Source organism: Furfurilactobacillus curtus (genome assembly GCF_054657915.1).
On the sequence record NZ_BAAHXU010000001.1, the window covers coordinates 1,824,596 to 1,838,285 of the forward strand.

Genomic DNA, 13,690 nt, shown 5'->3' on the forward strand with positions numbered 1-13,690 from the left:
AACAAATAAGAAAAAAGTTACCTAATGATATCATTGTGATATCATTACGATATAAAGGGAGTGGTCAAAATGGCCGAAAAACGCTTCTTGTTGCGATTGGATCAGGCACTTTATGATCAGTTGGCGAATGTGGCACGGCGAGAAGGGCGTAGTGTGAACGCGCATATTGTTCAGGTTCTAGGGACTAGTGTGGGCAAAGTAACCTTTGAACAACGACAAATTATTGGACAAACCGTGTCTGGCACGGCGCTCATGGTTGATACGGGATTAGTTTCAATTGCCGGAATTTTTTATCGCTATTTAATCGATGCCAACGAGTCGGTGGATCGAAATGCAGTTTACACGGTGATTGAGAGTAATGGCAACATCTTAACGTTGAAACGCGTTTAACATACAGGGGGAATGACTTATGCCATTTGGAATTAAAATTGTGCCACAAAACAATCAAGGATTAGTAGAAACACTAGGTCGTTATGGTCATAGTGTGGAATCAGGGCTGCACTTTTATGTACCCATGATTCAAAAAATCCGAAATGTCAGTTTGGCGATGGAACCGTTGGCCTTACCTAATTATTCGATCATCACCAAAGACAATGCGGATGTATCAGCAAGTCTGACGCTGAACTTTCACGTTACGAATGCCATGAAATACCAATATGATAATACCGACTCGGTTGAATCAATGGCGCAACTCGTGCGTGGACATCTAAGAGATATTATCGGTCGAATGGAATTGAATGAAGCGCTGGGTTCAACAGCTAAAATTAATCAAGAGTTGGCACTAGCCATCGGCGATCTTACTAACACGTATGGCATTAACGTGGATCGGATTAATATTGATGAATTGACCCCATCTAAAGCGATTCAAGCAGCGATGGACAAACAATTAACCGCCGATCGTCAGCGGGTAGCAGTGATCGCGCAAGCGGAAGGGGAAGCACGCTCAATCCAACTCACCAATAAAGCCAAAAATGATGCCTTAATGGCTACGGCATCGGCGGAAGCTACAGCCACTAGAACACGAGCAGATGCAGAGCGTTATCGGATTGACACAGTTCAGGCCGGTCTTAGCAACGCGACGGATAAGTATTTTGCTAACCAGTCGATTAATGCGTACGCTCAATTGGCAAATTCGAGTGCCAATCTAGTCGTAGTGCCGACTGACAGCGCCACTGATTTTGGCCAGGTGCCAGTGATTGGCAAACTACTGAAGGAAACGAAATAGGTGTTAATTGACACAATAAAACAACCGGGCCGCCTATGAAGCGGACCGGTTGTTTTATTGTGTGTAAACGTGCTCGCCAGACCTGAGTCCTGTGCACAACCAACAAGCGTAACCGGACCAAGACCGTCCAATTACGCTTGTCTGTTGTTGCTCGGACTCAACCCGGCCTGGCTCACACGCTGATGAAAACGTGCTCGCCATCACTGAAGGTTGCGCCCAACCAACAAGCATAACCGGGCCAAGACCGCCCAATTACGCTTGTCCGTTGGTGCTCACCTTCACCCGTGATGGCTCACACTCTGTTAAAAGTCATTCGGATCCGCGGAAGCTGGGCCCATCGCGTCCATGTTACTGTCGCGATAATCCCACCATTCTTCACTGTATCCGAGAAAGCCTGCGCCAATCATGGCTCGGTTGAGGACTTGGTAGTTGGCTTCAATTTCAGGGCTGCGATGGTAAGCGCGTCGGGCGGTCTCACCAAATGCATCAAATGCGCTTTGCATCGGCAGCTCATTGCCATCTAGATCAGTCAATGTTAGATCGAAGGTCACCCCTTTTTGGTGACTTTTATTGGGATCAGGCGGTAATACCCATTGTGGATCGGGATAAACCTCGAAGAGTTTAGCTTGGGCACTGACCGGGCGATAGGCATCCCAGACCTTTATCCGGTAGCCTTGTTGATAGAGTTGGTTAGCGGCTGTGCCGAGTTTTTTAGCTGTGGGTGTTCGCGCAATTGCAGTTGTAAAGTCATAAATTTTTTGATGGGTGAAGTTGTCAGTCGTTGCGTATTTCAAATCGACAATAATATGAGGATTGACGGTTTGGATATTCATGAATTCAGGTTCTTGGCTCATGGTTAACCTCCGTGAATACGTTTTCATTAATTATGACACGGTTGCGGATAAAAAAGCTAGTAAAGGGCGTTATGCCCGTGGTAATGCCGTTAAACGGGCATTGTTCCGCAAATGAACTTTGCATGAAAAATGAAAGAGTGCTAGCGTTAATAACATGAAAGTTATGAAAACAAGTCGAGAGCGGATGACTGCTGGTGAGCCATACGAGCAGTTTGATCAAGAACTAACTGAACGACGCAAATTTATGCGTGCCCAATTGCAACAAATTAACGCGCAAACGGACAATGAAAAGCGTAATCATCGGTTGCAGACGTTATTAGCTGACACAGGTCCCGACTTTTTTGTCGAGAGCGCTTTTAAGTGTGACTATGGTTGGAATATTCACATCGGCGACCATTTTTATGCGAATTATGACAATACGTTTTTGGATACTTGTCCGATTACGATCGGTCATCATTGTTATTTTGGCCCCGATGTGGGTCTGTATACCCCCGTTCATCCACTGGATCCGGTGGCCCGAGATGCCGACGTGGAATTTGGTGCGCCAATTACGATTGGCAATAGCGCATGGTTAGGCGGACACGTGACGATTTTACCAGGCGTGACCTTAGGTGATAACGTGGTCGTCGGGGCTGGTTCGGTTGTCACGAAAAGCTTTGGTGATAATGTTGTGATTGCAGGTAATCCCGCGCGAGTGATCAAACAAGTTCCGAGTGGATCACCAGGTGACAACCCTATTTAGGATTAATCCTTATTATGGATTAATCGCATTTGTATCGAGCGACCAAACGCTGTGCAGGTGATGAAAATCAGACATGCATAGCGTTTTTATGTGCCCGTTTGTTGGTAACCAGAAATTTGTTTAAAAAAGAAAGAAGCGACTTAAAATTTTAAAGCGTCAAAATGTCGATCGAGCTGTCTTTGTTCCAACCATGATTCTCTTTGGGTTAGTTTCATTGGTATTAATCATTGGCGGCTCAGCCGTTCAGCAATCTATGAACGCGATTTTGACCTTATTAACAAGCCACACCGAGTGGTTATATCTATTGATTTACATTGTTAATTTTTGTTTCTTTATGGCCTTGGCATTCTCGAAGTACGGCCACATCAAGCTCGGCAAAGCGGGTACTAAAGCAGACTATAGTGGCTTTCAGTGGGGGAGCATGGTTTTTGCGACAGGAATTGATGCCAGTATCTTGATGCTGAGTGCGACGGACCCGTTAGCTTATTTACAACATCCTGCCTTTGGCGCCAAGCCATTTTCTACAGCGGCGTATGTTTATGCTAATGTGTGTGGGCAATTCAACTGGGGGCCAATGGCGTGGATGATGTTTGCAACAGCGACGATTGCAATCGCCTATCCGATGCATGTCAAAGGTTTGCCAATTCAGCGATTGAGCTCAGCTATGCCGATGCTTGCCGGCCCAGGTCGAAGCCGTCATCTAGTTCGTCAAATAATTGACTTCTTGGTCGTTTTTGGCATTATGGGTGGCATTGGCTCATCTATTGGGATGGAGATTCCTGTTATTGCCAAGGTGCTCAGCGCCTTAACTGGCGTTGCAGATACGATTTGGTTAAAACTGACGTTGTTTGGTGTTCTCTTTATTCTCTTTGCGCTAACTGTCTATGCTGGTTTGAATAAGGGAATTAAACGACTATCAGCTTGGCACATTTATTTAGCGATTGGCTTTTTGATCATCGTGTTGTTAGTTGGGCCAACGTGGCGTCTGCTTAATGGAGAAGGACAAACCTTAAGCTTATTGATTCAACATTTTGCTGCATTATCGGCCAATAAGGCTAATCCCGGCGTTAACGGATTCGCCCAACGACAAACAATGTTTTATTGGGGCTGGTGGTTAGCGTACATGCCGGTGATGGGCCTGTTTATCGCGCGAATTTCACGAGGAAAGACCATTCGCCAAGTCATCGTTGGGATGTTGACCTATGGGGTTGGTGGCTGCCTGAGCTTTTATGCGGTGCTCGGCGGTTACACCCTATGGTTACAACAGTCGGGGACCCTTGATTTAGTGCATATTTTGAATACGCAGGGACAAGCAGCCGTGTTGGCAGCCATGATTCAGACCTTACCGTTTAAAATCGTGATGTTGTTACTATTTTGTCTCTCTTGCTTTGTCTTTTTGGCCACGACTATTTCTTCGTCAGCATTCATCGTCGCTTCTTTCACCAGCCTGACACTGACCGGACGGCAACAGCCAACTCGGTGGAATCGGATGGCCTGGGTCGTCATTTTCCTCGTCTTTTCGTTAGGCATTGTTTTAGTTGGTGGCTTCACGACGGTGCAAGCGATCTGTACCATTGCTGGGTTCCCCTTGATTTTTGTCGCGATGGCGTTGTTGGTGACCATTTACCAGGCAGTGACGACTGATCCGGCCATGAAGAAGGCCGCAATGATTGCACCAGCTAATGAGCGACGTGAACGGATGCGAGCGAGAATTTCCGGAAATGGAACGGTTTAAGCGTGTGCCAAGTTTACGTTGGTCAACACTGATGTCTTGATTAATCAAATTGGTGTCATCGTGGTCATTCCGGTGAATTTCATTGTAATTTACACTTAGCTCATTCTGACTTAATGACCTTTTGTGATAGTGTTCACATAAACCGGTTTTTTTGGTAAAATAAAGGAGGTCTAAGAGAGAATGAGCTAAGGGAGTGAGCCGGATGATTACCAACTTGGATGAATTTCTACCTGCGCTAAAGGGAGTGTTACGCGGATCATTTAATGATGATCGTGAATTAGTTGGCGGAGTGCTAACGCGTTTACAAGAATCTGACTCGATCCATTACGGCGTAACTCGTTGGCGAACTAGTGATACACAAGACCACGAGTTTACTTTCCGCAAAAATGAGGATGGAACGTATACTTATTTATACAAGCATTAACAAAACGCCTTGCAATCGCAAGGCGTTTTGTATGTCGAAATCAGTTGATCGTTGAACGCCATGATTCAATCGTGGCGTAATTCCCAATCCTGAGTTGCATATTGAACCGCATCATCGTGAGTTCTAGTCAAAATAAACGCGATTGCCGTCAATTGTTGTCTGGCATTGGGGATGTAGTATTGTGGTCGATGAACTTCATGATCGTGATCAACTAAGGCGATCGACTCTAGGTCATGAATTACCTGCCGTTTTTGCGTTTGTCGATTAACGAGGACCACTAGCATCATCACCACCTCCGATCTCAAGGTGACTAAACGTACGGGACGCAACGTAATTAAAAGATTGTTTGTAATGACTAACCATGTGTGAAAGTGATGTAAGAGGGTAAATGAAACTGGCTTGGTCTAAATTCAGTCTAGCATCGCTTTTAAAACTGTTTCAAATAATGTGTCTGATTGAGCTAAAGTTGTGGTCAATGAGTGATGATTGAAAAATCAAAAGCATAATTGAAATAAAGTAGACATATATTAACTCTTTTATATATGTAAATAGGTCTGTTTTAAATTTATTAAGCTCAGCGCTCCTTCTTGTATTCTTGACGTGGATTAGCTAAAGTCAGGAGAGACTTCTCAGTTAAAGGAGATCAATGAATATGAAAGTAACACATCGTGAACTTGTGTCCGAACCAGAACGCCAACTATTTGGCTTACCTTATGATCATCAAGAACAAGGGTCTTATAACTATGCTTGGTTGGATTGGGAAACTTCTGATAAATTTAAACGGCTGGAGACGGTCAACAAGCCATTAGATCCTGCCAAAATTGGGTTATTGGTCTTTGATGGCGCAACACCTACGTACTGGATTGGCAAGTGGTTCCGCAAGAGCCAACAGGTTCCAGATGGTTTTAAAGCAATTACGGTGCCGGCTAGTTCTGCCGCTATCGCTTGGGTCAACGGCAATCCTGATACTGGTGATTTGTTTGGCGATCGGGCGATGAATGCTGCTAAACAAGAACTGATTCTGCGCCACATGATGACAGAAGCGGATTGGGAACATTTGCCTTATGCTTACGAGCGTTATGATCCGCAAAGGTTTCAACCGGAAGAAAATCCGACCACGCTGGATTATATTTTCTATGTCAAATGAGACCAATTATGGCTGGTCGGCCTTCAAAGCGGACTGGCTTTCACTCTGCATTGACAGCCGTTAAAGAGATCAGTACAATAACACCAGATTAACAGTTAGCGTGTGATTCATTCGAGTCTAGTAGTGAAGTGATTCTCTGTTTAGCGAGTCGGTGGTGGTGAGAACCGATCAGGTTATCTTCATGAAGTACAACACGGGTTTTAGCTGTGACGGTGCATCTCCGATATCGATGAGAGTGATTACAGATATGTAATAACTTGGGTGGTACCGCGGAAAATTTCGTCCCTTGCATAACTTGCAGGGGACTTTTTTATGCACCTGTACCTGGTTGGGATTGGTATTAAAATAGATGAGGAGTTGGGATAATGAATATTATTGACGAATTGAGTTGGCGTGGTGCAATTAATCAAACGAGTGATGAAGATGGCTTGCGACAATTAACTGCGAAGAAATCAATCGGATTATATTGTGGCATTGATCCAACGGGGGATTCTATGCATATCGGCCATTTGATTCCATTTATGATCTTAAAACGTTTTCAATTGGCCGGTCATAAACCAGTGATTGTCATTGGTGGTGCTACGGGTTCTATCGGTGATCCATCTGGTAAAAAAGCGGAACGCGTCCTGCAGTCGATGGATCAAGTTCGTCATAACCAAGCGGCGTTGAAGCATCAATTAGTTAAATTGTTTGGTGAAGATCAATTTAGATTGGTCAATAACTATGACTGGCTGTCAAAATTAACTTTACTCGATTTCTTACGTGATTACGGCAAGTTGTTCAATGTGAAGACGATGCTCAACAAGGAGATCGTGGCATCACGTTTGGAAGTGGGCATTTCGTTTACCGAATTCACCTATCAAATTCTACAGTCAATCGACTTTTTGACGTTATATCGCGAACAAGACGTCCAATTACAAATCGGTGGTGGTGACCAATGGGGTAACATTACCGCTGGGCTTGATCTAATTCGACGAGTTGAAGGGGCACAGACACAGGTTTTTGCCTTGACGATTCCGTTGCTATTAAAGGCTGACGGTACCAAGTTTGGTAAATCGGAAGGTGGTAACGTCTGGCTAGATCCTGAAAAGACAACACCTTATGAATTTTACCAATTCTGGCTTAACCAAGAGGACACGGATGTCGTGAAGTTCTTGAAATACTTCACCTTCTTAGATGAATCAGAAATTAACGACTTGGCTGAACAGGTCCAAAGTCAGCCGTGGAAACGCGTCGCGCAACGCCGGTTAGCCGAAGAAGTTACGCGATTTGTCCATGGCGATGCAGCTTTGGCACAAGCACAAAAGATCACAGCTGCGTTATTTTCTGGAGATGTCAAAGCGCTGACAGCTGATGAAATCGAACAAGGTTTCAAAGCCTTTCCAAGTGTGACGACAGTGGCAGCACCACAGAATATTGTTGATTTCTTAGTGGACAGCAGCATTGAAGCTTCACGCCGACAAGCGCGCGAAGATGTGACGAATGGGGCAATCACAATCAATGGTGATAAGCAAACAGATTTAGAAGCAGTTATTGATCCTAGCCAGATGTTCGATGGCAAGTTTGTGATCGTTCGCCGGGGAAAGAAACGTTATTTCTTAGCCCGAACGGCGTAAATTTTGACGTATATTGCGTAAATAAACACTAATTAGTCTCCTCCACCTTGGGGATTAATTGGCGTTTTTTTGTTTTGCACTGAGTCTTTTGTTCAGCCAAAGTCTGATTCTTGCTAACGCCCAGAAACACTTGGTGGGTTTTACACTGATCTAGTGCGAACAAATTGACAAATAGTTTCCGGTAGATGTACAGTTGTCCCTGTCGCGTTGTGATTTTTGTGACCTGTACGACGGCTTTTCATTAAATTGTCAGAAAACGAGGATACATAGAGTCATGAATCAATTTATTCAAACACTAATTGATCGACGCGTGGCGTTAATCACGGCTTTGTGGCAACATATCGAAATATCGCTAATCGCGTTACTTATTGCGATGTTAATTGCCATCCCGCTCGCCATTTGGGCCACGAGACACCAACGCGTGGCAGCGGTTCTGCTCCAAGTTGCTGGTGTCTTACAAACTATCCCATCGTTAGCGTTACTTGGTTTGTTGATTCCAATTGTGGGAATTGGTGCGGTTCCGGCAGTGATTGCTTTAGTGATTTACGCACTACTGCCAATTTTTCAAAGTACATATATCGGGATTGATGAAATTGATCCGTCAATCGAAGAAGCAGCTACTGCGTTCGGTATGAGTCGGACGCGTAAACTTGTGCGAGTTGAATTACCGATTGCTGCGCCCGTGATTATTTCAGGAATCCGCCAGGCAATGGTGATGATTATTGGTACCGCCACGTTAGCAGCTCTGATCGGCGCTGGTGGCCTCGGAACATTCATTTTATTAGGGATTGATCGCAACAATACCACGTTGACCGTAATTGGGGCGCTGGGGTCTGCTTTACTAGCGATTGTTTTGAGTTGGGTGATCATGCGGTTACAAAAAGTTTCATTAAAACGGTTAGTCATCGGTGGCTTAGTGATCTTGCTTGGCTTCGGCGCAGCTGGTGTGGTGAATTTAGTGCGCCAACCACAAAGGCAATTGGTCATCGCTGGTAAGCTTGGTTCAGAACCGGATATTCTCATTCATATGTATCAAGATTTAATTGAGCAGGATAATCCACGAGTGAAAGTGACGTTAAAGCCCAATTTTGGTAAGACAAGTTTCTTATTTAATGCACTTAGGCATGATCAAGTAGACATCTACCCAGAATTTTCAGGCACAGTATTAGAAAGCTTATTGCAAAAACCGGTTAACGATAAAGGGTTAACGGCGCAACAGACTTATCAAAAGGCTGCGACAGCTTTGAAACAGCAAGATGATCTGACCTATTTGAAACCGATGGCGTATAACAATACCTTTGCTTTAGCCATTCGTAGTCAGGACGCCAAGCAATGGGATGTGCATGACATCAGTGAGTTAAAGCAGGTGGAAAATCAATTGAAGCCGGGGATGACACTGGAATTTATTGATCGACCGGATGGACTGCCAGGGATCAACCAGCGTTATGGCTTACACTTATCCGCACAATCGATGGAACCAACTTTGCGTTATGATGCAATTCATACCGGTAAAGTTAATCTTGTGGACGCGTATTCAACCGATAGTCAATTGCGTCAGTATCATTTAACAGTGCTCAAAGATAATCGCCATTTCTTTCCCACTTATCAAGGAGCTCCATTGATGAAAGCAAGCTTGGCTAAACAATATCCTGGTGTCGTCAAAAGCCTCAACAAGCTGGCGGGGCGGATTACGGAAAAACAGATGCAAGAAATGAATTATGAAGTGAATGTGAAACACCAATCATCTGCCTCAGTGGCGAAACGTTATCTGGTGGCTAACCACCTATTGAAAGCTGGTGATCGTTGATGCAGCAGTCAGCTAAACTTAAATCCGCAGTTGATGAGAATCCGCCAATGGTGGCTTTTAGCCATGTCAGTCAAGTGTTTGATGGACAAGCCGTTATCGATGATCTCAATTCGACCATCCCACAAGGTGAAATTTTTGTGTTAGTCGGAACCTCGGGTAGCGGCAAAACCACGACCTTAAAGATGATTAATCAACTGCAACCGCAGGCTAGTGGGCAAATTACGATTCAAGGCCAAGATATAGAAACGATCGGCTTGCAACAACTACGCTGGAATATCGGCTATGTCTTGCAACAAATTGCGTTGTTTCCGACGATGACTGTTGCTGAAAACATTGCGGTAATTCCAGAAATGAAAGGTGTTGCTCGAGCAGAGATTGATGCGCTGATTGATCGATTACTAACATCGGTAGGATTAGATCCAGCGACGTATCGGACACGAATGCCACAAGAGCTGTCCGGTGGTGAACAGCAGCGAATCGGGATTTGCCGAGCAATCGCTTCTGATCCACCATTAGTGTTGATGGACGAAGCCTTTTCAGCCTTGGATCCGATTTCGCGAACGCAGTTACAAGACTTGGTTCTTGATTTACACGAAGCCCGCCATGATACGATTATCTTTGTGACCCATGATATGGACGAAGCCCTTAAGATGGGTGATCACATTGCTGTCATGCGCGAGGGCAAGATTTTACAAGTTGCTACGCCGACGGAAATCGCTCAGCATCCGGCCAATGATTTTGTGCAACAATTCTTTGCGCAAAGTGTTGCTAAGCAAGATCGCGATGTATACGTTAGCAAGCTCGTAATGATGGGGTTTGCACAACAACAGTTGGATGATTCCAATGCGACTACAGTGACCGTGACCGCGGATGCAACTCTAGGGGAAGTATACCGCCAATTAGATGATGCCACCGCTTTGCGTGTAGTGGATGGTAAACGTCAGTTAGGATTTGTCACGGCTGCTGATATCGTGCGGTATTTGGGCCAGCGCTAGAACCTTAGAGCAGTTTACTTTCGTTACCGTGGTGAAGTCGTTACACTGGAGAAAATGGAGGTGGATGATGCAATCATTTGATCAAATTGTGATCGGTGGCGGTCCAGGTGGCTTAGCGTTAGCTTATGGTCTGAAAGCTGCTGGCAAAAACGTTGCGATTGTTGAAGAAAATTTGTGGGGTGGTACTTGCCCCAACCGCGGATGTGATCCTAAAAAGATCCTTGTGGCGGCCGTCGAAGCTAAACGTCATGCTGAACAGTTGGCTCACGCCGGACTAGATGGGACGACGACGATCAACTGGCCTGATTTAATGCGCAATAAGTTTGCATACACGGATGCCATTCCTGATGACACACTACAAGGATTACAGCACAGTGAAATTACAACATTTTATGGTCACGCGGCCTTTACATCCGCTGGCCACCTAGCAGTTGGTGAAGAGACGCTGACAGCGGCACAATTCATTTTAGCGACTGGTCAACGACCGGTACGGCCAGCCATTGATGGTGCGCAATTACTTCAAACCAGCACGGACTTCCTTAATTGGCGTCAATTGCCAAAACAGATTGCGTTTATTGGCGGTGGTTACATTGCTTTTGAATTGGCTGACATTGCCAATGCGGCAGGTGCAGACGTGCATGTGATTTTACGACACGATCGTGCTTTACGCGCTTTTGACGCAGAGTTAGTGAAAGATTTGCGTGATCAATTGGCTAAGGCCGGTGTTCATTTTCACGAAAATGTGACCCTAACTAAGGTGGCCAAAACCAGTACCGGTATTGAATTAACTGGTGATCAACAGTTTGACTTAACGGTGGCGGCTGCAGTAGCGGCAACTGGACGAATTGCTAATGTCGACACTTTGAATCTAGAAGCGGTCGGTGTCTCCGCGGATAGGCATGGAGTCGTTGTGAACGACCATTTACAGACGACTAACGAGCATATTTATGCGTTAGGTGACGTTGTGGCTAAAAAATCCATACCGAAGTTAACGCCTGTGGCTGGCTTTGAGGCACGCTACTTAACTGATACTTTAACTGGCGCTCATTCTGAGGCCATCCAATATCCTGCGATTCCAACGGTGGTATTTGGGATGCCACGCCTGGCGCAAGTTGGGGTTAGTCCAGCAGAGACCACCACGACCACTGACCGACGAGTTAAGGCGCTTGATATGACGCATTGGTACACGTATCAACGAATTCATGATCCATTGGCCAAAGTTAAGGTTGTTTTGGATCGGCAAGGACGCTTAGTTGGTGCCAGCGCTTTGAGTACGATCGCAGATGAGTTAATCAATTATCTCACGGCGCTCATTAATCAAGGGGCGACGGTGGCTGACGTGAACAATCAAATCATGGCTTATCCAACGCCTGCATCCGATTTAAGTTACCTGTTTTAAGCCGAGCAATATCTTTTATATAGAATTAAGATAATTAGAGCTACTCAAATTTACCCAAATCATGGCGTTTAGAGCGCGGGACATAAGTCGGTAAGTGACGATGCACTGAGAGCGAACTGCAAATGGTGATGGTTTATTCATCGTTGACAGTTCGCTTTTAGGCGGAGACATATGACTTATGTTCCGCGTTTTGGCTATTTAGATATTAGTTTTGTCCCAAACTCTTTTGTGTCCGGCACCTGCGGTTAAGCCTGCCAACAGCTTGTTGCCCAGACCAAGGGTAATGCCGATTTTTACAAAACGGCATCAAGCATCGCGTTGAAATGTAGTGGGTTCCCGGAAAAGCAGACCAATCTGAACGTAGCGGGCATTGGATCAATTGATTTTGATAGGCGCAAGCGTAAAAATACGCTAGAATAGAATACACTAGAGCGTGTTTTGCCCAACGTTTGGGCAAGAGGAACGGGATCTAACGAAAGGATGCATGAATGAACTTTATTGGAACCTTGATTTTAATATTGACGGCAACGACCATTGCGGGGCATTTTTCAGCCCGTCTCGGGGTTCCGGCGGTTATTGGTGAATTGTTAGTCGGGATTGTAATTGGCCCAGGGGTGCTAAATTGGGTTCAGTCATCGACCACCCTCACGCAATTTGCCGAACTGGGTGTGATTTTATTGATGTTTATGGCTGGGTTGGAAAGTGACATCGGCCAGTTGCGACGCTATTTACGGCCGGCATTAGCCGTGGCGATGTGTGGCGTCATCTTGCCCGTGGTCCTAATGGGTGCAACCAGTTTACTATTTGGCTATGGCTGGAGTGAGGCACTGTTCATCGGGGTTGTCTTCTCGGCGACGTCGGTCAGTATCTCGGTGGTGGTGCTGCGGGAGTTTAACGCATTAGATACGCAGGAAGGAGCAACGATTTTAGGGGCGGCGGTCGCTGATGACATTATTGGCGTGCTGTTGTTGAGCTTGATGGTGGCAGTATTGGGTGGCTCAGCTAGCCATGGGCCATCTACTAACCTAGGCTTGCAATTGGTCTTTCAAGCAGCCTTTTTCGTTGCCGTGTACCTGCTGGTGCGCTGGGTTGCGCCGCTCTTGACCCGTATTAGCGAACGATTATTAATCCCGACGGCGCGGACGGTGACTGCTATTGTGATTTGTTTGGCGATGGCTTACCTAGCAGAACTAGTCGGTTTATCTGGTGCCATTGGTGCCTTTTTTGCAGGAATTGCAGTCGCCCAGACATCCGTGAAAAAAGTAATTGACGAGCATGTAGAGCCGATCAGTAACGCCTTTTTTGTTCCAGTATTTTTCGTTAGCATCGGATTGAGTGTCGATTTTACCAACTTTGTCGCTTCATTACCCTTTATTTTATTGATGACGGCCCTAGCCGTGTTGACCAAATGGGTCGGTGGACAGTTTGGAGCTCAAGTCACGGGTTTTAATCGCGATAGTGGGCGCGTGGTTGGAACGGGGATGGTGGCCCGTGGTGAGATGGCGTTGATCACCGCTCAAATTGGTTTCAATGCACATTTGCTTGCCAAACCAATGTATGTGGATATGATTTTTGTGATCGTACTGGCCACTTTAGTTGCGCCGTTACTATTACGCTGGTCGTTAAGCAAGCAACGTGTAGCAGCGACAAAGTCAGAGTAAGGTTAGTGAAAAGAGCACATGTAAAAAAAGTTGTCTCCCGATTTGGGATGACAACTTTTTTCATTGAAAGAGCGATTTTCAGCTT

13 protein-coding genes and 1 other annotated feature are annotated in these 13,690 nt (G+C 45.5%); of the genes, 11 read left to right on the forward strand and 2 right to left on the reverse strand.

The genetic code is table 11. The annotated features are described in order from the left end of the window. Nucleotides 1-69 precede the first annotated feature (69 nt). Both ACYQ0Y_RS08515 and ACYQ0Y_RS08520 read left to right on the forward strand, forming a co-directional pair. Complete coding sequence (locus tag ACYQ0Y_RS08515) at nt 70-390, forward strand: type II toxin-antitoxin system antitoxin (RefSeq protein ID WP_407883305.1); 321 nt, start codon at nt 70-72, stop codon at nt 388-390. Between the two features lie 19 nt (nt 391-409). Next, the gene (locus tag ACYQ0Y_RS08520) at nt 410-1,225 is read left to right on the forward strand and encodes an SPFH domain-containing protein (protein WP_407883307.1); all 816 of its coding nucleotides are present in this window, start codon (nt 410-412) and stop codon (nt 1,223-1,225) included. 302 nt (nt 1,226-1,527) lie between these two features. Here the strand turns inward: ACYQ0Y_RS08520 and ACYQ0Y_RS08525 are convergent, their stop codons facing one another. Beyond that, nucleotides 1,528-2,079, reverse strand: coding sequence for a M15 family metallopeptidase (locus tag ACYQ0Y_RS08525; protein ID WP_407883309.1), 552 nt, complete (start codon nt 2,077-2,079; stop codon nt 1,528-1,530). Nucleotides 2,080-2,242: 163 nt separating this feature from the next. Here ACYQ0Y_RS08525 and ACYQ0Y_RS08530 point away from each other — a divergent pair, with 163 nt between their 5' ends. From ACYQ0Y_RS08530 to ACYQ0Y_RS08540, 3 genes are all read left to right on the forward strand, one after another. After that, nucleotides 2,243-2,821, forward strand: a complete 579-nt coding sequence (locus ACYQ0Y_RS08530) for a sugar O-acetyltransferase (protein ID WP_407883459.1) — start codon at nt 2,243-2,245, stop codon at nt 2,819-2,821. 190 nt (nt 2,822-3,011) lie between these two features. Further along, complete coding sequence (locus tag ACYQ0Y_RS08535) at nt 3,012-4,556, forward strand: BCCT family transporter (RefSeq protein WP_407883310.1); 1,545 nt, start codon at nt 3,012-3,014, stop codon at nt 4,554-4,556. A gap of 202 nt (nt 4,557-4,758) precedes the next feature. Next, nucleotides 4,759-4,980: a hypothetical protein gene (locus ACYQ0Y_RS08540; protein ID WP_407883312.1), complete on the forward strand. Its 222-nt coding sequence runs from the start codon at nt 4,759-4,761 to the stop codon at nt 4,978-4,980. 65 nt (nt 4,981-5,045) lie between these two features. Here ACYQ0Y_RS08540 and ACYQ0Y_RS08545 read toward each other — a convergent pair whose 3' ends face one another. Then, a complete protein-coding gene (locus tag ACYQ0Y_RS08545) occupies nt 5,046-5,267 on the reverse strand; it encodes a hypothetical protein (RefSeq protein WP_407883314.1) in 222 nt (73 codons plus the stop codon). Nucleotides 5,268-5,632: 365 nt separating this feature from the next. Between ACYQ0Y_RS08545 and ACYQ0Y_RS08550 the strand changes: the two genes are divergently transcribed. From ACYQ0Y_RS08550 to ACYQ0Y_RS08575, 6 genes are all read left to right on the forward strand, one after another. After that, a complete protein-coding gene (locus ACYQ0Y_RS08550; protein ID WP_407883316.1) occupies nt 5,633-6,127 on the forward strand; it encodes a hypothetical protein in 495 nt (164 codons plus the stop codon). 105 nt (nt 6,128-6,232) lie between these two features. After that, nucleotides 6,233-6,417, forward strand: a binding site (T-box leader). A gap of 75 nt (nt 6,418-6,492) precedes the next feature. Continuing rightward, the gene (tyrS, locus tag ACYQ0Y_RS08555; RefSeq protein WP_407883318.1) at nt 6,493-7,743 is read left to right on the forward strand and encodes a tyrosine--tRNA ligase; all 1,251 of its coding nucleotides are present in this window, start codon (nt 6,493-6,495) and stop codon (nt 7,741-7,743) included. A 274-nt stretch (nt 7,744-8,017) separates the two neighbouring features. Further along, the gene (locus ACYQ0Y_RS08560) at nt 8,018-9,550 is read left to right on the forward strand and encodes an ABC transporter permease/substrate-binding protein (protein ID WP_407883320.1); all 1,533 of its coding nucleotides are present in this window, start codon (nt 8,018-8,020) and stop codon (nt 9,548-9,550) included. Beyond that, nucleotides 9,550-10,545 carry an ABC transporter ATP-binding protein gene (locus ACYQ0Y_RS08565; protein ID WP_407883322.1) on the forward strand — a complete coding sequence of 332 codons (996 nt, stop codon included), beginning with the start codon at nt 9,550-9,552 and terminating at the stop codon, nt 10,543-10,545. The genes ACYQ0Y_RS08560 and ACYQ0Y_RS08565 overlap by 1 nt, the downstream gene beginning before the upstream one ends. A 64-nt stretch (nt 10,546-10,609) precedes the next feature. Beyond that, nucleotides 10,610-11,944 (forward strand): dihydrolipoyl dehydrogenase family protein, encoded by a 1,335-nt coding sequence (locus ACYQ0Y_RS08570; RefSeq protein WP_407883324.1) that lies wholly within the window; start codon nt 10,610-10,612, stop codon nt 11,942-11,944. Between the two features lie 488 nt (nt 11,945-12,432). After that, entirely contained in the window at nt 12,433-13,605 is a 1,173-nt protein-coding gene (locus ACYQ0Y_RS08575) for a cation:proton antiporter (protein ID WP_407883325.1), read from the forward strand. The last annotated feature ends 85 nt before the right edge of the window (nt 13,606-13,690 follow it).

Coding starts and splice junctions, on each gene's coding strand:
- ACYQ0Y_RS08540 (WP_407883312.1), top strand. CDS start 4,759: ATGATTACCAACTTGGATGAATTTCTACCTGCGCTAAAGGGAGTGTTA.
- ACYQ0Y_RS08535 (WP_407883310.1), top strand. CDS start 3,012: ATGATTCTCTTTGGGTTAGTTTCATTGGTATTAATCATTGGCGGCTCA.
- ACYQ0Y_RS08545 (WP_407883314.1), bottom strand. CDS start 5,267: ATGATGCTAGTGGTCCTCGTTAATCGACAAACGCAAAAACGGCAGGTA.
- ACYQ0Y_RS08530 (WP_407883459.1), top strand. CDS start 2,243: ATGAAAACAAGTCGAGAGCGGATGACTGCTGGTGAGCCATACGAGCAG.
- ACYQ0Y_RS08560 (WP_407883320.1), top strand. CDS start 8,018: ATGAATCAATTTATTCAAACACTAATTGATCGACGCGTGGCGTTAATC.
- ACYQ0Y_RS08525 (WP_407883309.1), bottom strand. CDS start 2,079: ATGAGCCAAGAACCTGAATTCATGAATATCCAAACCGTCAATCCTCAT.
- ACYQ0Y_RS08575 (WP_407883325.1), top strand. CDS start 12,433: ATGAACTTTATTGGAACCTTGATTTTAATATTGACGGCAACGACCATT.
- ACYQ0Y_RS08570 (WP_407883324.1), top strand. CDS start 10,610: ATGATGCAATCATTTGATCAAATTGTGATCGGTGGCGGTCCAGGTGGC.
- ACYQ0Y_RS08515 (WP_407883305.1), top strand. CDS start 70: ATGGCCGAAAAACGCTTCTTGTTGCGATTGGATCAGGCACTTTATGAT.
- ACYQ0Y_RS08565 (WP_407883322.1), top strand. CDS start 9,550: ATGCAGCAGTCAGCTAAACTTAAATCCGCAGTTGATGAGAATCCGCCA.
- ACYQ0Y_RS08550 (WP_407883316.1), top strand. CDS start 5,633: ATGAAAGTAACACATCGTGAACTTGTGTCCGAACCAGAACGCCAACTA.
- ACYQ0Y_RS08520 (WP_407883307.1), top strand. CDS start 410: ATGCCATTTGGAATTAAAATTGTGCCACAAAACAATCAAGGATTAGTA.
- tyrS (WP_407883318.1), top strand. CDS start 6,493: ATGAATATTATTGACGAATTGAGTTGGCGTGGTGCAATTAATCAAACG.